This window comes from Nocardioides sp., from assembly GCF_036493135.1.
Lineage (GTDB): Bacteria > Actinomycetota > Actinomycetes > Propionibacteriales > Nocardioidaceae > Nocardioides.
In genome coordinates this window covers 1-17,641 of the sequence record NZ_DASXQG010000047.1, presented here as the reverse complement: position 1 = coordinate 17,641, position 17,641 = coordinate 1, and the positions used below count along the sequence as shown (strand labels likewise).

Below are 17,641 nucleotides of genomic sequence, written 5' to 3'. Positions count from 1 at the left end.
CGAGGGTCGAGGACAGCCGGCCCCGCGCGGCGCTACCGTCGTCGCACCCCACCTTCGGAAGTGGCCCATGTCCGACGTCACCGGCGCGGGGCCTGATGCCACCCGCCGACCGCACTGGGTCGAGCTGCGCATCCACGGCGTGAGCGGCACTCCGCCGGAGTCGATGCTCGAGAGCGCGCACGTCGTCCAGGTGGCCGGCAACGCCTGGGGCCGGTTCTTCCGGCCCGCCGACGCCCTCGGCAACGAGGTGCAGGACGATCCCGACCGCACGCTCGAGGGCTACCACTGGGGGAAGTACACGTCCGGAAGCTCGCTCAAGGGCCTGTGGCTGATCCTGGTCCCCTTCGGACTGGTCAACGCGGCGGCGTTCATGATCCCCGACCCGGGCCCTGACCGCCGCAACCGCCGACTCCACGCGGTGGCGCTCGGTCTGATCCGCGCGCTCGGCGTCGGTCTCACCTGCACGTTCGCGCTGTCCGCCGGGCTGATCCTGGTCGACCTGGTCGGCTACTCGTGGGCCTCGGGGGTGCCGTGGCTCCGAGCCCTCGGCGTGCACTGGACCCTGGCCGGCGGGCTGTTCCTCTCCGGGGTCGTGATCTTCGTGCTCCACCGGCTGGGCGACCAGAACCGGTTCGCGGAGTTCGACCCCGCTCCCCCGGGCTCGCTCGCCGCCGCCGCGGCGCCGAGGGGCATGCTGCGGCGCACCTTCTTCACCGAGACGCTGGCCGCGCCGGTGCTCGGGCGGCTCCACCTCGCCACCGGCTACAGCGTGGTGGCCCTGACCGGCGCCCTGACCTGGCAGACCATCGCCGACACCACGCCGGACACCCGGGGCGGCTGGCTGCAGACCATCGTGTGGGCGGGCTCTCTGGTCCTGCTCGCGTTCACCGCCACCCTGGTGATGTGGCTCGGAGACCCCGAGCAGGCGATCAGTGGGACGACGGACTACGCCTGGCACGTCGTACTGCCGCACCTCAGCCGCTGGCTGGTGATCGTGTCGGGCGGCGCCGTCCTGCTGTCGTGCGGGCTGCTGGCCTCGACCCGCCCGCGCGCCCTGGTCATGGACCTCGACCGGTACGCCCGGTTCCTGCCGCTCGGCAGCACGCTGACGATCCTGCCGCTGTTCGTCGTGTGCATCTGGCTGGGCCGGCGGACCGTCGGCTCACGGTCGTCGACCACGCCGCCGCCGTTCCGCGGATACGCGCGGGGGCTGGCCTCGTGGGCGGCCGCCTCGACCGGTCTGTTCATCGGCGTCGGCTTCTGCGCGGCGTTCGACCTCGGCGTCGCCAAGCTGGTCGGGCGGCCGGCCCAGACCGACCTGGTCTACCGCATCGCCTACGCCTGGGGCCTGACCGTGTGCCTGATCCTCGTGATCGCGCTGGTGGCCCTGCCGTGGTGGGGCCGGCAGCGCGGCGGCAACATCCCCGGAGTGGGTCTCGCCTACGAGCGGGTCGACACCTCGACCGGCCTGAGCGACCGGCTGCCGAGCGGGTGGGACCGCTCGGTGGCGGGTGCGATCGCCACCGCTCAAGGCAAGCTCCACGTCGCCGGGCCGGTGATCGTCTTCGCGGTAGCCGGCACCGTGATGTCGGCCATCACCTGGATGGAGATGTTCCACTGGCACACGCCCTGGCCGGTCGCCTGGATGAGTCACGGCATCGCCACCAACACCTCCGGTCTCGCGCCCCACCAGGCCCGCGCATTCGTGGTGCTCTACAACATCGGCACCTACGCGCTGATCGGGGCGGCCGGGATGCTGTTCTGGCTCGGCCGCCGGGCCCTCCGCACCGAGCAGACCCGGCGCGGCGCGAACGTCGTGTGGGACGTGATCTCCTTCTGGCCCCACTCCGTGCACCCGTTCGTGCCGCCGTCGTACGCACAGTTCGCCGTGCACGATCTGCGCCGCCGGATCCGGTTCCACCTCGGGCTCCCGCAGGTGCCCGACCGCCCCGACACGGCCCTGACGGAGGCGGTTCCGGACGACGCCCCCTCCATCGTGGTCTCCGCGCACAGCCAGGGCAGCCTGATCGCCTTCGCGACGATGCTCTGGCTCGGCGAGCACGAGCGACGCAGGATCGCGCTGGTCACCTACGGTTCCCAGCTCCAGGTCGGTTTCCCGCGCGGCTTCCCGGCGTACGTCGACGTCGCGCTGATCGAGACGGTCCGAGCCGCGATCGGCGATCGCTGGATCAACCTCTACCGCGAGACCGACCCGATCGCGGGGCCGGTCCTGTCCTGGGACCGGCAGTCGTTGCCGGCCGCGCCGGCCCTGCCGACCTCACGCCGGATCGGCTCCCCAGATGCCGCCGCGGACGTCCTGGTCGGCCGCACCGGCCGGCGTGAGAGCGGCGACGACTGGCGGGTCCTCGATCCGCCTCCGGTCGACGCGTCTCTGCAGACGACCACGCTCACCCACCTGAGCAAGCACTCCGGCTACCCGGGGAGCCGCGACTACCGCGACGCGGTCGGGCAGCTCCTCGACCGGCTCTGACCAGAGGGTCAGTACGCCGGCTGGCTCGGGTCGATCTGGTCGACCCACGCCGAGACGCCACCGCCGACGTGGACGGCGTCGGCGTACCCCGCGCCCTTGACGACCGCGAGCGCCTCTGCGGAACGGACGCCGGTCTTGCAGTACAGGACGACCTGCTTGCCGGAGTCGACACCCGGCAGCTGCCCGAGGGCGTGGCCGTTGAGGAACTCGCCCTTGGGGATCAGCACGGAGCCGGGGATCTTGTTGATGTCGTACTCGTTCGGCTCGCGCACGTCGATCAGCACGAAGTCCTTCTGGCCGTCCTCGCGCTCCTTGAGCAGGTGCGAGAGCTGGGTGACCGAGATCGTCGAGCCGGCGGCTGCCTCCGACGCCTCCTCGGAGACGGCACCGCAGAAGGTCTCGTAGTCGATCAGCCCGGTGACGGTCGGGTGGTCGCCGCACAGCGCGCAGTTCGGGTCCTTGCGGACCTTGAGCTTGCGGTAGTCCATCTCCAGGGCGTCGTAGATCACCAGCTTCCCGGCGATCGGGTCGCCGATGCCGGTCAGCAGCTTGATCGCCTCGTTCACCTGGATCGAGCCGATGCTGGCGCAGAGCACGCCGAGCACGCCGCCCTCGGCGCAGCTGGGCACCATGCCCGGCGGCGGGGGCTCGGGGTACAGGCAGCGGTAGCAGGGCAGGTCCTCACCGGCGACGTCGCTCAGGGTCGGCGCGAACACGCTGGCCTGGCCGTCGAACCGGTAGATCGAGCCCCAGACGTACGGGATCTTCAGGAAGTACGCCGCGTCGTTGACGAGGTAGCGGGTCGCGAAGTTGTCGGTGCCGTCGACGATCAGGTCGTAGCCCTCGAAGATCCGCATCACGTTGTCGTTGTCGAGCCGCTCCTCGTGGAGCACCACGTCGACGAGCGGGTTGATCTCGGCGACCGACTCGCGCGCGGACTGCGCCTTCGATCGGCCGATGTCGGACTGCCCGTGGATGACCTGCCGCTGCAGGTTGGACTCGTCGACCTCGTCGAACTCGACGATCCCGATCGTGCCGACACCCGCGGCCGCGAGGTAGAGCAGCGCCGGGCTGCCCAGGCCACCCGCGCCGATCACCAGCACCTTGGCGTTCTTCAGGCGCTTCTGACCGTCCATCCCCACGTCGGGGATGATGAGGTGCCGGCTGTAGCGGCGGACCTCGTCGATGGTCAGCTCGGCGGCCGGCTCGACCAGCGGCGGGAGGGACACGGCGTACTCCTGGGGTGGACTGCTCGGGGATCGTGCATCTTGCACAACAGGCGTCCCGCCCTCCATGTTCCCAGCAGGAGGGCCGCGGAGGAGCGCGTCCGTCATCCGGACGACCGCTACCGCTGGGTAGGCTGCCGTCGTGGGCACGACCGAGCACCCGATCGAGCAGAAGCCCCGTGGTGGCAGGCTTCCCCGACGGGAACGTCGCGTCCAGCTCCTCGACTCCGCGCTCGAGGTGTTCGTCGCCCAGGGCTACCACGCCGCCGCGATGGACGACATCGCCGAGCGGGCCGGGGTCTCCAAGCCCGTGCTCTACCAGCACTTCCCGGGCAAGCTGGACCTCTACCTCGCCCTGCTCGACTCCGCGTGCGACGCGGTGATCGACCACTGCCGGCAGGCGTTGGCCGCGACGCACGACAACAAGACCCGGGTGGCGGCCGCGATGGCCGCGTTCTACGCCTACGTCGCCGGCGAGCGCGGCGCCTTCCGGCTGGTCTTCGAGTCCGACCTCACCAGCGAGCCCGCCGTCCGGGAGCACGTCGAGCGGGTGACCAGTGAGTGCGCGGCGATGATCGCCGACGTGATCCACGACGACACCGGGCTCCCGCCTGAGCAGTCGCGGCTGCTCGCGGTGTCCCTCGTGGGAATGGCCCAGGTCAGTGCGAGGTTCTGGGTGTCGGAGTCCAGCGGCATCGCGCAGTCGCAGGCGGTCGAGCTGGTCAGCGGCCTGGCCTGGCGAGGCATCCGCGGCTACCCCCTCACCGACGACCACTGACCGGCGCCGACCCATAGTCACCCACGAAGGAGAACGATGGAAGTCAAGATCGGAGTCCAGCACGCGCCCCGCGAGCTGGTCGTCGAAAGTGCCGACTCGGCCGAGGAGATCCAGGCCGCGCTCGACAAGGCGCTCGCCGGCGACGGCACGCTCGCACTCAGCGACAGCCGCGGGCGCCAGATCCTGGTGCCGGCGCGCAACATCGCCTACGTCGAGATCGGTGGCGGCGTCAGCGGACAGGTCGGCTTCCGCGGCTGACCGGAGGCCGGTCTCTGGCCCCGGGACGTTTGGCACGTCATGATCGAGGTAACGGGACCACGTGCGTCCGTCACGCGGCGGGCACGACCAAGGAGGATCTCATGGGTTGGCTGTTCGTCCTCGTGATGGGCGTGATCATCGGAATTCTGGGCAAGTGGGTCGCACCCGGCGGCAAGGACAACACGCCCCTGTGGCTGACCGTGGTCTGCGGCATCGCCGGCGTGATCATCGGCTACGGCATCTTCGGGGGCACCAAGGGCATCGACTGGATCGCCTTCTTCATCTCCATCGTCCTGGCGGCGGTGTTCGTGGTCATCGCGACCAGCGTGACCGGACGACGTACCAGGGCCTGAGCCGCACCCCACCCCTGTTCGCCACACCTCGGAAGGACACCCGTGACACTGACGACGATCGCCCCGCTGCTGGTCAAGTGCGGGCACCACTGGAGCCTCGGCGGGATCCTCTTCCTGCTCATCGGCGGTGCCGTGATCGGCATCCTCGGCAAGATGGTGGCACCCGGGGACCGCGACCGGATCCCGTTCTGGCTGACCGTGCTCTGCGGCATCGTGGGCATCTTCGTCGGCAACTGGCTGTACGTCGACGTGCTCGGCGGCCGGTGCGCCACCAGCGGGATCGACTGGCTGCGCCACATCGTGCAGGTGGTCTCGGCCGCGGTGCTCGTGATGGTCGCGGCCGGGCTGACCGGACGGAGCCGCACCCGGGTGCCCTGAGGCCGGCGATTCGTCAGGAGGAGAGGCCGAGCTCGGCCATCCGCTCGTTGTGCCGCTCGGTGATCCGGGTGAACATCCGGCCGATCGCCGCCAGGTCGAGGCCCGGCCGGTCGATGCCGCCCGCGAGCAGCGCGGTCAGGGCGTCGCGCTCGGCGGCGACCCGCTGAGCCTGGGTCAGCGCCTCGCCCATCAGCCGGCGCCCCCACAGCGCCAGCCGGCCCGAGAGCTTCGGGTCGTCCTCGATCGCCTGCCGGATGTGACGCACCGCGAAGTCCGCCTGTCCCGTGTCCTCGAGCGAGGCGATGATCAGGTCGCGGGTGTCGGCGTCGAGGTACGCCGCGATCTCGCGGTAGAAGTCAGCGGCCATGCCGTCCCCGACGTACGCCTTGACCAGCCCCTCGTACCAGTCCGACGGGGCCGTGTGGGCGTGGAACAGGTCGATCGGCGCCTCGAACGGCGCCATCGCGTCGAACGGGTCGGTCCCCAGCTCGCGGATGCGATCGTGCAGCCGGGCCACGTGCCCGAACTCGAGGCTCGCCATGGCGCCCATCTCGACCTTGTCGCGCACGGTCGGCGCCAGCTTCGCGTCGTCGACGAGGCGCTCGAACGCCGAGAGCTCGCCGTACGCGACGGCTCCCAGGAGGTCGACCACGGCCAGGCGGTAGTCGGCGTCCTCGAAGACCAGTCCCAGCTCGGTCGGCTGCTCCGGCGGAAGCGGATCGGCCAGGGAATCGGACATGTGCACACGCTACCGATAGACTGGAGGTGTCCCCGCACGAGCGGTGAGGACGCGCGCCGGCACAGCTGCGGCGCTGGATGTGCGCGGCAGACGCCGGGTGTCGAGCAGTTTCGAGCCTTGGTCCGCCGCTGGACGATGGCTCGAACCTCCACCCCTGACCAGGGGCTCGAACGAAAGCGAACTGAACACCGTGACCACCTTCCGCGAGCTCGGCGTGCTGCCCGAGATCTGCGACGCGCTCGAGCGCGCCGACATCACCACCCCCTTCGCCATCCAGGAGATGACCCTGTCGGTCGCCCTGCTCGGCACCGACCTGATCGGCCAGGCCCGTACGGGCACCGGCAAGACGCTGGCCTTCGGCATCCCGGTGCTGCAGCGCAGCGTCGTACCGACCGACCCGGCCTATGCCGACATGCCGCAGGGCAAGCCCCAGGCCCTGATCGTCGCGCCGACCCGAGAGCTCGCGCTCCAAGTCAGCAGCGACCTCGCGCTGGCGAGCAAGGACCTCGGTCTCCGGGTCCTCACCGTGTACGGCGGGGTCCCCTACGAGCCGCAGCTTGACACGCTCGCCACGGGCGTCGACATCGTCGTCGGTACGCCGGGTCGCCTGATCGACCTGTGCAACCGCCGCTCCCTCGACATCTCCCACGTGCACGCGCTGGTCCTCGACGAGGCCGACGAGATGCTCGACCTCGGCTTCCTGCCCGACGTCGAGAAGCTGCTGTCGATGACGCCCGAGACCCGGCAGACCATGCTGTTCTCGGCCACCATGCCGGGTGCGATCGTCTCGCTGGCCCGCACCCACATGCACCACCCGATGAACATCCGGGCGGAGTCGTCGTACGACACCCAGCTGGTCCCGGCGACGGCGCAGTTCATCTTCCAGGCGCACGACCTCGACAAGCCCGAGATCATCGGCCGCATCCTGCAAGCCGACGACGCCGAGAAGGTCCTCGTCTTCACCCGCACCAAGCGTCAGGCACAGCGCATCGCCGATGACCTCGCCGAACGCGGCTTCAGCGCCTCGCCGCTGCACGGCGACATGGCGCAGGTGGCGCGCGAGAAGGCCCTGACCAAGTTCCGCGAGAACAAGATCCGCGTCCTGGTCGCCACCGACGTCGCCGCCCGAGGCATCGACGTCCAGGGCATCTCGCACGTCATCAACTACACCTGCCCCGAGGACGAGAAGACCTACATCCACCGGATCGGCCGCACCGGGCGCGCCGGTGCCTCGGGGATCGCAGTCACCTTCGTCGACTGGGCGGACCTGCACCGCTGGAAGATGATCAACAAGGCGCTCGACCTGCCCTTCGACGAGCCGCAGGAGACCTACTCCACCTCCGAGAACCTCTACCACGACCTCGGCATCCCGGCCGGCACCAAGGGCCGGATCGTGCCGCCGAGCCCGGAGCCGGCGAAGCGCGCGAGCAGCGAGTCCGACCGTCCGCGCCGCGAGCGTGCCCCGCGCGCCACGACGCGGCAGCGCACCCGCACCCGCAACGGGGAGCAGGTCGCCGCGGGCACCGCCGAGAAGCCGGGCGCACCGGCCGAGCAGCCCGCCGCCGGCGAGCGCCCCGCGAGTCAGTCCCGCACCCGCCGGCGTCGCCGCCGCTCCGGCTCGAGTTCCGGCTCCAGCTCGGGCTCCACGCCCAGAGCCTGACGGCCGAGTCGTCCTCTGCCGACCCGGCGACGGGGTCAGGCGACGACGACGACCTTCGTGCCGACCGGGGCGAAGTTCCACAGCGCGATCGCGTCCGGCATGTTCTGCCGGATGCAGCCGTGCGACTGGGCGGTCCCCAGCTGGGCGCGGGTCTGCAGGGGCACGCCGTTCTTGGCCGGGATCGAGTGGAAGCCGATCGCCGCTCCGGTCGGTCCACGGGTGAACCGCACGAAGTACTGCATGACCCCGGAGTCCTCGACCCCGACCGCCCAACGGGCCGTGGAGTACACCGAGTAGGTGCCCGGCTGGAGGTTGTGGGTCACGCTGCCCGAGACCAGGTAGGTGCGCTGTACGTCGTCGGGCCGCTGCCCCAGCAGCCAGACCCGCTGGAGGCTCTGGCTGAAGACGATCCGCCGGCCCGAGCCGCTGTCGACGGGGACCGCGGTCTGCGACGCCGGGTCGGGGCGCGAGGTGTCCAACGCCGCCGAGCCACTGCTCGACGGGTCCGGCGGCAGCGGCTGACTCGCCGGCGTGCCCTGCGTGTACGACGCGGGCTTGGCCGCGCCACCCGCCGTCGCCGAGCCGCTGGCGAGCACACCGAGACCCGCCAACGCGGCCACCGCCGAGATGGTGAGCGAGGTCGCCAGCACCGCGATCCGTCCGTAGCGGGGCCGCACCCCGCGGCGATGGGTGCTCAACTCCCGGCCCTCGTCGGGCTGCGCTGCAGGAGGTTGGCAGCGACCTCACGGTAGGCCCGCGCACCCTTGCTGCTGCGGCTGGTGGCGAGGATCGAGCGACCGGCGGCCGGTGCCTCGGCGAACTTGATCGTCTTCGGGATCGGCGGCTCGATCACGTCGAGGTCGTAGGTGTCGGAGATGGTCTCGAGCACGGTCCGCGCGTGGTTGGTGCGCCCGTCGTACAACGTCGGCAGGACGCCCCACACCTCGAGGTCGCGGTTGGTGAACCGGCGTACGTCGTGGACGGTGTCGAGCAGCTGCCCCACTCCGCGGTGCGAGAGCGTCTCGCACTGCAGCGGGATCAGTACACCCTGGGCGGCGGTGAGCGCCGCGACCGTCATCACGCCGAGGGACGGCGGGCAGTCGAGCAGCACCCAGTCGTACCGGCGACCGTCCGGGTCCTCGGCCAGGTCGTCGAGCGCCCCCCGGAGCACGTGCTCGCGCCCCGTGCGGGTCAGCAGGTCGGCCTCGGCCCGCGCCAGCTCGATCGTGGCCGGGAGCAGGTCGACACCGTCGTCGGTCTCGATGATCACCTCGGAGGCGTGGAGCCCCTTGGTCAGTACGTGGTGCATCGAGAGCTCGAGGTCCTCGGGGTCGATGCCCAGGGAGAAGGTCAGGCACGCCTGCGGGTCCAGGTCGACCAGCAGCACCGACTGTCCGAGCTCGACCAGCGCCGCACCGATCGAGGCGACCGAGGTCGTCTTGGCGACGCCGCCCTTCTGGTTGGCGACCGCCACGATGATCGGCACAACGCGCGAGGGTGTGGGCGAGGGTGTGGTGGACATCGCCTCCCATCATGCCCGACCGACCTTGCCCGGAGGGCGCATACGCGGCTTGGCTGGTGGCATGTCTCCGACACCCGGCTACCCGACCGGCGTCCGCCCGCTCGCCCTCGTGACCGGCCCGACCTCGGGCCTCGGGCACGTGTTCGCCGAGCGGCTGGCCCGGCGCGGCTACGACATGGTGCTGGTCGCCCGGGACGAGGGACGGCTCAAGACCGTCGCCGACGAGCTCGCGACGACGTACGGCGTGACCTGCGAGGTGCTGGTCGCCGACCTGGTCGACCGTGACCAGCTGAAGCCGGTCGAGGACCGCGTGGCCGACCTCGAGCACCCGGTCGACCTGCTGGTCAACAACGCCGGGTTCGGGCTGAAGCGGAAATTCCTGCAGAACACCGTCGAGCAGGAGCAGGCCCACCTCGACGTCCTGGTGACCGCACCGATGCGGCTCACCCACGCCGCGCTGCGGCAGATGACCCAGCGGCACTCCGGCGGGATCATCAACGTCTCCAGCGTCGCCGGGACCCAGCCTCGCGGGTCGTACAGCGCGGCGAAGGCCTACCTCAACCGCTTCGGCGAGTGGGCCGCGCACGAGTACGCCCCGGACGGCGTCCACATCATGACGGTGCTCCCGGGCTTCACCCGCACCGAGTTCCACGCACGCATGGAGGTCGGCCGCAACGCCGTCCCGTCGCGTCTCTGGCTCGACGCCGACCGCGTGGTCGACGAGGCCCTGGCCGACTTCGATGCCGGCAAGCGGGTGTCGATCCCGAGCAAGCGCTACAAGGTGATCGCCACCGCCAGCAAGCACCTCCCCGTGCGGCTGCTCCAGCGCTTCCAGTCGCTCGGCCGCCGCTGAGAGATCACCACGCGGGAGAAGGCCCCCCGAAGGCCATCTCCACCAGCGGCGGGCCGATCCCCGACACGTCGCGCAGGATCCACTCGTCGCGCAGCAGCAGCATCGCCGACGCCGGCCGGAGCACCACCCACAGCCACCGTCCGCCGGCCTCACCGGCCACCACCGACCGGTCGAGCTCGCGGTCGGAGGAGGCGGTCGAGACCGCCCAGAGCGGCACCGACTGGCTGCCGATCCGTATCCGCACCATGGGTGGCCCGTGCCCGATCTCGGGTCCCGGATCGAGATGCGTCGTACCCGCGCACCGGGCACCGAGCCCGGTGCCCGACTCCTCGCTGACCACGAACACGTCGACCGGCCCGTCGAGAGCGCTCGTTCCCGAGCTGCACGTCATCGACGCCAGCGCGCTCTGCCCGCTCCGGGGCTCGCCCACGACCGCGAAGTCGCTCACGGTCCAGCCCGGGCTCATCGGCCACGGCAGGTACGTCGGGAAGTCGCCGGCCGCGGACAACGCCTCCACGAAGGACTCGTACGACGACACGTCGGGCCGCCGCAGCACGGCCGTCGGCCCGTGGTCCGGGCAGACCCCGCTCTCCCTCTGCGCGTCGAGGGTCGACGTCCCGATCGGGGCGGGGCAGCGCGGACACTCCGTCCGGAGCGGCATGGGTCCACGGTCCCGAGGCCACGGCCCGTGGTCAAGGGCCCTCGGGCCCCCACCCGGTCAGGAGTTCCAGCTCAGCACCACCGGCGTCTCGTGCTCCCACCCGAGCACGGACACGGTCGCGGTGTCGAGGCGGAGATGGCGGCCATCGGAGACCGGTAGGTCGAGCCAGCGGGCCGCCAGGGCTCGCAGGCTGTGGCCGTGGCCGAACAGCAGCACCCGCCCCCTCGCGGACCGGCAGCGCGCCACCACCCGGTCGAGCCTGGCCGAGATCTGCCCTGAGTCCTCGCCGCCGGGCACCGGACCCTGCCAGATGGTCCAGCCCGGATACGTCTCGCGGATCTGCTCTGAGGTGCGCCCCTCGAGGTCGCCGTAGTCCCACTCCGCCAGGTCGTCGTCCACCTCGGCGTCGCCGTGCCCTGCCAGGCGGGCCGTCTCGCGCGCCCGCTGTCGCGGCGACGTGAGCACGAGCGCGAAGGCGTCGTCGTCCAGTCGGTCGTGCAGGGACTCGGCCACCCGGCGTCCCTCGTCGGTCAGCGGCAGGTCGGTGGTCGAGGTGTGCCGGCCGTCGCGGCTCCACTCGGTCTCGCCGTGCCGGACCAGCCACACCTCGTCAGCCATGGGCGTCATCGTGCCAGCCGGTGTCTCCGGGGGTCGCCGTACCGAGGATCCGGGCGAGCAGCTGCTGCCGGTTCCGCGCACCGGTGCGCGCCAGCACCGCCTTCACGTGGTCGTTGACGGTGTGCTCGGACAGGTACAGCCGATGGGCGATCTCCGGCGACGTGAGTCCGGCCGCGAGCTCCCCGAGCACCTCGGTCTCGCGGTCGGAGAGGCCGGCGCTGCGGGCGACGAGGTCCGCTCGCTCGACAGCGGTGCTCGGCTCGATCGACACCGCGACGTCCTCCCCGAGCCGCGAGGCCCGGACCGTCACCCAGCGGCTCCCGCCCAGGTGCACGCGAGCCCAGGGCTCACCGACCGGGACACCGGCCTCCCGGGCCACCAGGGCGGCGCCGACGTTGTACGCCGATGCCGGGATCGGGGCCATCGGCTCGTCCGGGGGGTTGAGCCGGAGCAGCGCCTCGGCGGCCGCGTCGGTCTGCGAGCGGACGGCGAGCCCGGGATCGAGGACGACGACCGCCGGCCCCACGGGCGAGGTGTCCCCACCGGGATCTGTGAAGGTGCGCGACACGGCCGCCCGCAGACCGTCGGTCACCGCGGGGACGATCGAGGTCAGCAGGTCCAGGTCGTGGTCGGTGAACGGTGTCCTCAGCCGCCACAGCTCCAGGAGGCCCCAGACCCCGTGCCGGTCGGCGAACCCGACCGAGGCCGTGTCGAGCACCCCCAGGTCTCGTTGGACGTGCCGCCACACCAGCGACTCCTCCGGCGAGGTCGTCGCCCCGAGCAGTGACCGCGCCCCGGTGCCGAGCAGCGCGTCGACCCGGTTCACCGTCGTCAGGTAGCGCCAGCGCACGAGCTCGGGCAGCCGAGGCCACGGCAGGCCGGGCACGTCCGCGAGGGGCGAGGTGTACACGCGGGTGACCGGGTCGCAGAGGGCGAACACGTGGCCGTCGTAGTCGACGCGCTCGCGCAGCCGCGCCAGCACCTCCTCACGCAGACGCTTGGCGGGGACCGGCCGTCGGCACACGGCCTCCACCCGCGCCAGCCAGTCCCCGGTCGCCGCAGTCACCGCGTCAGGGTAGAACCCCCAGGATCGGGGGTGGGCACGCCGCAGCCGACGCCAGAGGCTCGTCGTACCCGGCCCGACGTACGGGCCCGAGACGGGAGGCCCGCGATGGCCACGCTCCAGATCCTCAACGAGGTCCGCGACTTCGACACCTGGAAGGCGGCGTTCGACAGCTACGAGCGCCTTCGGGCGGACAACGGCGTACGCCGGTACCGCATCCTGCGCTCGGTCGCAGAACCGGACCGCGTCGTCGTCCACCTCGACTTCGACTCCGACGAGGACGCCGCGGAGTTCCTGCCGCGACTGGCGCGCATCTGGGCCACCCCGCTTTCGCAGGCGCAGCTCGTCAGCCACGCGCCACCGGAGCTGCTGACGCTGGTCACCGACCGCGTGCCCGAGGGCTGAGCGGGAGGTCGCCCCCAGGCGCGCCGCCGGCGTGCCACGATGCCGCCCATGGCGACGACCCCCGAGCTCGCGGCATCGGTGCACGCGCGGGCCCGGCTCGCGGCCGCAGCCGCGTTCTTCACCCAGGGCTTCGTGTTCATCAGCCTCACGACGCGGCTGCCGAAGGTGCAGGACCACTGGCACTACAGCGACACCACCCTCTCGCTGCTCCTGCTGATGATGGTGCTGCTGGCCGGACTCGGCAGCGTGCTCGCCGAGACCGCGTGCAAGCGTGTCGACAGCGCGACGATCCTGCGGGCCGGGCTCCTCGGGATCGCGGTCGCGGTGCCGGTCTTCGCGGTCGCCCCGGACCAGGCCGTCTTCGTGGCCTCGATGGCGGTGTACGGCGTATCGCTCGGCGCCGTGGACGCCACCACGAACATGCAGGCGGTGGCGCTCGAGCACCTCTACGACCGCCCGATCCTCCCGTCGTTCCACGGTGCCTGGACCCTCGGCGGGTTCCTCGGCTCGGCGGTGGCGCTGGCCATGGGGCACCTGCCGATCTCCGCCACCGCGGTGGTCGCCGTGCTGCCGCTCGCGGTCGCCTTCGCGCCGTTCCTGCGCCGCGCCGAGCAGACGGTGACCGCCGCCCCGCAGGTGCACGTGCCGTGGCGGCCGATCGTGCTGGTCGGGCTCGCGATGGTGCTGTTCTACATGGTCGACACGGCGGCGTTCACCTGGGGTCCGCAGTACCTCGACAAGGTGTTCGACGCGCCCTCCGCGCTGGTCGCGCTGGCGGTCTTCCCCTACCTCCTGGCCAGCGGCATCGTGCGGCTCTCGGGCGACGCGCTCGTCGCGAGGTACGGCGCAGTCCCGGTGCTGCGCGTCGGCGCGGTCGTCGCCAGCGCGGGGCTTGCGGTCGTCGTGTTCGCCCCGGTCTGGCCGGTGGCGGTGCTCGGGTTCCTGGTCACCGGCGGCGGCGTGGCCGTCGTGGCACCGCTGAGCTTCTCGGCGGCGGCGCGGATCGCCGGTGAGGACGAGCCGGACCCGGTGCTGCGGCATCTGCGGGTCGACGCCGTGATCGGCCGGTTCAACCAGTTCAACTACGTCGGCTCGCTGCTCGGCGCGGTGATGATCGGGCTCGTCGGTGCGGGCAACCTGCGGATCGGGTTCGCGGTGCCGATGGTGCTGGTGCTCGGGATCCTGCCGCTGGCCCGGGCCTTCGCCCCGATCGGACCCACGGGCAGCTGATCGGGCTCGATCGAGGACGTCAAGGCTGTCCCGGACCCCGCGCGTGACGTCGTTCTTCTCGATCTCTGCCGGAGCCTCGCTCCGTCAGCGGCTCTCGGGCACCGGCCGACCGGGCTGCTCGCCGCCGCGGGCGTCGAGGTAGCTCTGCTTCGGCACCATCACCTTGCGACGGAAGATGCACACGACCTTCCCGTCCTGGTTGTAGCCGATGGTCTCCACATGCACGACGCCGCGGTCGTCCTTGGACGCCGACTCGCGCTTGTCGAGGATCGTGGACTCGGCGTACAGCGTGTCGCCGTGGAATGTCGGCGCGACGTGCCGCAGCGACTCCACCTCGAGGTTGGCGATCGCCTTGCCGGAGATGTCGGGCACGCTCATCCCGAGCACCAGGGAGTAGACGTAGTTGCCGACCACGACGTTCTTCCCGAACTCCGTCGTCTCCCCCGCGTAGTGCGCATCGAGGTGGAGCGGGTGGTGGTTCATCGTGAGCAGGCAGAACAGGTGGTCGTCGTACTCGGTCACCGTTTTACCGGGCCAGTGCCGGTACGTCGCCCCGACCTCGAACTCCTCGTAGCTGCGGCCGAACTGCATGGGCAGCATCCTGCCCCAGGCCGGCGTGACTGGGACGATGGGGTCATGGACGTGCTGTGCTCCGGGTACGGGCTGGTCGAGTCGCCGCGGTGGCACGACGGGCGGCTGTGGTTCAGCGACTGGACGGGCGGGCGGATCGTCGCAGTCGACGACGCCGGCACGACCGAGGTGGTGCTGGAGCACCGCTCGCTCCCGCTCTGCTTCGACTTCCTGCCCGACGGGCGACTCGTCCTCGTGTCCAACCAGGAGGGTGCTCTGCTCACGCTCCGGCCGGACGGCACGCTCGCGACGTACGCCGACCTGACCGCGGTGTCCGACCTGGGCTGCAACGACATCGTCGTCGACGGGCGCGGGTTCGCCTTCGTGAACAGCCCACACTTCGACTTCGCGACCGGCCCGCCGCCGGGCGAGGTCCAGCCCGGCCGGGTCGGTGTCGTCACCCCGGACGGCGTTGCGCGGATCGTGGCCGACGACATCGCGTTCCCGAACGGCATGGCGGTCACCGTCGACGGGCGGACCCTGGTCGTCGCCGACTCCTATCGCCACCAGCTCGTGGGCTTCGACATCGCCGACGACGGCGGGCTGTCCGGACGCCGCGTCTGGGCCGACCTCGCCGAGGACAATCCCGACGGGATCTGTCTCGACGCCGCCGGTGCCGCCTGGTACGCCGACGTCCCGCACCAGCGCTGCGTCCGCGTCGCCGAAGGCGGCGAGGTGCTGCAGACCGTCGACCTCGACCGCGGCGGGTTCGCCTGCATGCTCGGCGGCACGGGCGCGACGTACCTCTATGCCGTCACCGCCGTCTGGCCCGGTGCGGCCGGGCTGATGACGCACACCGACTGGGACGGCCAGGTCGTGCGGGTCCCCGTGGACGTCCCGGGCGCCGGCTGGCCCGGAGGCGACTGACCGGGACCGACGTGGAGCAACTCTTCAGAAACTTTCGAGCCGGCCTGGGGACAACCCCGTGTCGGGCAGATGACTGTCGGTGGCCGCTGATCTCATACCGGTATGGCCATCGCCGCAACATCGTCACCGACGGGAGTCGAGGATCTCGACCCCGCGGGGGTGCTGGCCTGTGCGGGTGAGGCCGAGACCGCCGAGCGCCGGGCCGGGCTGGGCAAGCTGGAGCTGGCGTTGCAGTGGTGTGGGCTGCACCCCGCCACCAGGGAGTCCGCGGCCGCGGTGTGGGGCGACGCCGGACTCCCCGGCCTCTCCGACTGTGAGGAGTCCCTGGGCGGCGACGGCTGCCCGACGGTGGCCGCCTACGCTCCGGAGCCGTTCGCCACTGCCCTCGGCGTGTCGACGTTCACCGGGATGCAGGTCCTGGCCGACGCCCTGGACCTTGCCCACCGGCTCCCCCTGACCTGGCGACGCGTGCAGGCGTTGGACGTGGCGCCGTGGAAGGCCCGCCGGCTCGCCCAGGCCACCCACCACCTGTCCCGCACCGCCGCCCGCTACGTCGACGCCCAGCTGGCGGACCGGATCGACTCCTGCGGAGTGGCCCTGATCGACCGCACCGTCGCGCACGCCGCCGCCACCTACGACCCGCAGGCCCAGGCCCAGGCCGAACAGGCGGGCAAGCAGTCCTGGGACGTCCGGCTGCTCCACCGCACCGACGGCGGCTGGGCCGGCACCTCCCACCTGGCCGCCACCGGCGACACCGTCGACCTGACGAAGTTCTACGACCTGGTCTGCGACCACGCCGCCCACCTCGCCCGGCTCGGAGACACCGACGACCTGGGCCTCCGCAAGGCCAAAGCCCTCGGCGCCATCGCCGACCACCAGTCCCAGCTCGACCTGCACGCGTCGGGCCCGGATCAGGAAGTCGCGGTGCGACGGCCGTCCCTGGCGAAGACCCGGGTCTACCTGCACCTGACACTCACCGACCTGCTCGACCTGCCCGACGGCCTGGTCGCGGCCGGTGAGGTCGAGGGGCTCGGCCCCGCCACCACCGCCAAGATCAACGAGTGGCTGGGCGCCACCCGCGTCACCATCGTTCCGGTGCTGGATCTGGAACGAGACGACGCCGTCAACGAGCACGACCCTCCCGAGTGGATGCGGGAGACCGTGATCCTGCGCGACCGGCACTGCGTGTTTCCCTGGTGCGGCGTCGGCGCCCGATCCTGCGACCTCGACCACATCGAGCCCTACGTACCGGTCGACGACGGCGGGCCACCCGGTCAGACCAGCCCCTCGAAGCTGGCCTGCCTGTGCCGGCGACATCACAACGCCAAGACCACCGGCCGATGGCGCTACCTGCGCAACTGCGACGGCAGCTACACCTGGCACGGCCCTCATCGGCTGGCCTACGCCGTCACACCGCTCAGCACCAGCAGGCTCCCGCGCGCCTGAGCGCGCCCGACGAGACCGCCCACATGTGTGCGGACTGGCATGCAGGCACTCCCTCGTCCACGCAACCTCCGCTGGGCCCTCTGACGCACGAGCACAACCCCATCCCTTCGCAGTGCTTGGTGATGGGCCGAACGGCCAGTTCCACCGCCTCTGTTGAACGCACTGACATGCGTGTCTGGTGACCTGTCAGCCGATGAGCGGACGTCTCACCGATCCTCCGGGTCGGTCTCTCCCTTGGCGATCACCCGCGTGCGAAACGCGAAGAAGTACGCGGTTGAGAGGTCGATGGCCGCTCTCTTGTCGGTACTTGTCTCCCGGGCGAGTGCGGCTTGAATCAAATCATGGTCTGACTCGCGCCAACGCCCGAGAGCCCATCTTCCTGCCTCTTCCCTGGTCACGACCGAACGGTCAACAAGGTATCGAAGCACTCGACAACCGTTAAGGACCATCCGATAGAGGGGGC

At 71.3% G+C, this 17,641-nt stretch carries 20 protein-coding genes; 11 read left to right on the top strand and 9 right to left on the bottom strand.

From position 1 onward, the window contains the following. Positions 1–67 precede the first annotated feature (67 nt). Complete coding sequence (locus VGJ24_RS08080; protein ID WP_331500014.1) at positions 68–2,491, top strand: hypothetical protein; 2,424 nt, start codon at positions 68–70, stop codon at positions 2,489–2,491. Between the two features lie 8 nt (positions 2,492–2,499). Here VGJ24_RS08080 and moeZ read toward each other — a convergent pair whose 3' ends face one another. Beyond that, positions 2,500–3,720 carry an adenylyltransferase/sulfurtransferase MoeZ gene (moeZ, locus tag VGJ24_RS08075; protein ID WP_331500013.1) on the bottom strand — a complete coding sequence of 407 codons (1,221 nt, stop codon included), beginning with the start codon at positions 3,718–3,720 and terminating at the stop codon, positions 2,500–2,502. Positions 3,721–3,859: 139 nt separating this feature from the next. Here moeZ and VGJ24_RS08070 point away from each other — a divergent pair, with 139 nt between their 5' ends. From VGJ24_RS08070 to VGJ24_RS08055, 4 genes are all read left to right on the top strand, one after another. Next, the gene (locus tag VGJ24_RS08070) at positions 3,860–4,495 is read left to right on the top strand and encodes a TetR/AcrR family transcriptional regulator (RefSeq protein ID WP_331500012.1); all 636 of its coding nucleotides are present in this window, start codon (positions 3,860–3,862) and stop codon (positions 4,493–4,495) included. A gap of 36 nt (positions 4,496–4,531) precedes the next feature. Further along, entirely contained in the window at positions 4,532–4,753 is a 222-nt protein-coding gene (locus VGJ24_RS08065; RefSeq protein WP_331500011.1) for a DUF3107 domain-containing protein, read from the top strand. 101 nt (positions 4,754–4,854) lie between these two features. After that, positions 4,855–5,106 (top strand): GlsB/YeaQ/YmgE family stress response membrane protein, encoded by a 252-nt coding sequence (locus tag VGJ24_RS08060; protein ID WP_331500010.1) that lies wholly within the window; start codon positions 4,855–4,857, stop codon positions 5,104–5,106. Positions 5,107–5,148: 42 nt separating this feature from the next. Continuing rightward, positions 5,149–5,484 (top strand): GlsB/YeaQ/YmgE family stress response membrane protein, encoded by a 336-nt coding sequence (locus VGJ24_RS08055; RefSeq protein ID WP_331500009.1) that lies wholly within the window; start codon positions 5,149–5,151, stop codon positions 5,482–5,484. Between the two features lie 13 nt (positions 5,485–5,497). On the opposite strand, the gene VGJ24_RS08050 is transcribed toward VGJ24_RS08055, so the two are convergent. Continuing rightward, on the bottom strand, positions 5,498–6,223 hold the full coding sequence (locus VGJ24_RS08050; RefSeq protein ID WP_331500008.1) for a ferritin-like fold-containing protein: 726 nt from the start codon (positions 6,221–6,223) through the stop codon (positions 5,498–5,500). A 190-nt stretch (positions 6,224–6,413) separates the two neighbouring features. On the opposite strand from VGJ24_RS08050, the gene VGJ24_RS08045 reads away from it, so the two are divergent. After that, the gene (locus VGJ24_RS08045) at positions 6,414–7,883 is read left to right on the top strand and encodes a DEAD/DEAH box helicase (protein WP_331500007.1); all 1,470 of its coding nucleotides are present in this window, start codon (positions 6,414–6,416) and stop codon (positions 7,881–7,883) included. 35 nt (positions 7,884–7,918) lie between these two features. On the opposite strand, the gene VGJ24_RS08040 is transcribed toward VGJ24_RS08045, so the two are convergent. Together VGJ24_RS08040 and VGJ24_RS08035 are read right to left on the bottom strand one after the other, a co-directional pair. Then, positions 7,919–8,581 carry a L,D-transpeptidase gene (locus VGJ24_RS08040; RefSeq protein WP_331500006.1) on the bottom strand — a complete coding sequence of 221 codons (663 nt, stop codon included), beginning with the start codon at positions 8,579–8,581 and terminating at the stop codon, positions 7,919–7,921. Further along, positions 8,578–9,405: a ParA family protein gene (locus tag VGJ24_RS08035; RefSeq protein WP_331500005.1), complete on the bottom strand. Its 828-nt coding sequence runs from the start codon at positions 9,403–9,405 to the stop codon at positions 8,578–8,580. The genes VGJ24_RS08040 and VGJ24_RS08035 overlap by 4 nt, the downstream gene beginning before the upstream one ends. Before the next feature lie 61 nt (positions 9,406–9,466). On the opposite strand from VGJ24_RS08035, the gene VGJ24_RS08030 reads away from it, so the two are divergent. Next, positions 9,467–10,258, top strand: coding sequence for an SDR family oxidoreductase (locus VGJ24_RS08030; RefSeq protein ID WP_331500004.1), 792 nt, complete (start codon positions 9,467–9,469; stop codon positions 10,256–10,258). Positions 10,259–10,262: 4 nt separating this feature from the next. Here the strand turns inward: VGJ24_RS08030 and VGJ24_RS08025 are convergent, their stop codons facing one another. Genes VGJ24_RS08025 through VGJ24_RS08015 form a run of 3 tightly spaced genes read right to left on the bottom strand, consistent with a single transcriptional unit; the run spans position 10,263 to position 12,603 of the window. Further along, the gene (locus VGJ24_RS08025) at positions 10,263–10,919 is read right to left on the bottom strand and encodes a DUF6758 family protein (protein ID WP_331500003.1); all 657 of its coding nucleotides are present in this window, start codon (positions 10,917–10,919) and stop codon (positions 10,263–10,265) included. 57 nt (positions 10,920–10,976) lie between these two features. Further along, entirely contained in the window at positions 10,977–11,537 is a 561-nt protein-coding gene (locus tag VGJ24_RS08020; RefSeq protein WP_331500002.1) for a histidine phosphatase family protein, read from the bottom strand. Beyond that, complete coding sequence (locus VGJ24_RS08015; protein ID WP_331500001.1) at positions 11,530–12,603, bottom strand: helix-turn-helix transcriptional regulator; 1,074 nt, start codon at positions 12,601–12,603, stop codon at positions 11,530–11,532. Before VGJ24_RS08015 ends, VGJ24_RS08020 begins: the two co-directional genes overlap by 8 nt. A 30-nt stretch (positions 12,604–12,633) precedes the next feature. On the opposite strand from VGJ24_RS08015, the gene VGJ24_RS08010 reads away from it, so the two are divergent. Next, entirely contained in the window at positions 12,634–13,005 is a 372-nt protein-coding gene (locus tag VGJ24_RS08010) for a hypothetical protein (protein WP_331500000.1), read from the top strand. 48 nt (positions 13,006–13,053) lie between these two features. Continuing rightward, on the top strand, positions 13,054–14,235 hold the full coding sequence (locus VGJ24_RS08005; RefSeq protein ID WP_331499999.1) for an MFS transporter: 1,182 nt from the start codon (positions 13,054–13,056) through the stop codon (positions 14,233–14,235). Between the two features lie 84 nt (positions 14,236–14,319). Here the strand turns inward: VGJ24_RS08005 and VGJ24_RS08000 are convergent, their stop codons facing one another. After that, positions 14,320–14,826, bottom strand: a complete 507-nt coding sequence (locus tag VGJ24_RS08000) for a MaoC family dehydratase (protein WP_331499998.1) — start codon at positions 14,824–14,826, stop codon at positions 14,320–14,322. 45 nt (positions 14,827–14,871) lie between these two features. Between VGJ24_RS08000 and VGJ24_RS07995 the strand changes: the two genes are divergently transcribed. Continuing rightward, positions 14,872–15,732 carry an SMP-30/gluconolactonase/LRE family protein gene (locus VGJ24_RS07995; protein ID WP_331499997.1) on the top strand — a complete coding sequence of 287 codons (861 nt, stop codon included), beginning with the start codon at positions 14,872–14,874 and terminating at the stop codon, positions 15,730–15,732. A gap of 102 nt (positions 15,733–15,834) precedes the next feature. Continuing rightward, positions 15,835–17,178, top strand: a complete 1,344-nt coding sequence (locus tag VGJ24_RS07990) for an HNH endonuclease signature motif containing protein (protein WP_331499996.1) — start codon at positions 15,835–15,837, stop codon at positions 17,176–17,178. Between the two features lie 206 nt (positions 17,179–17,384). Here the strand turns inward: VGJ24_RS07990 and VGJ24_RS07985 are convergent. Continuing rightward, positions 17,385–17,641: aminoglycoside adenylyltransferase domain-containing protein (locus VGJ24_RS07985; RefSeq protein ID WP_331499995.1), on the bottom strand; the 257-nt coding region annotated here is incomplete at its 5' end.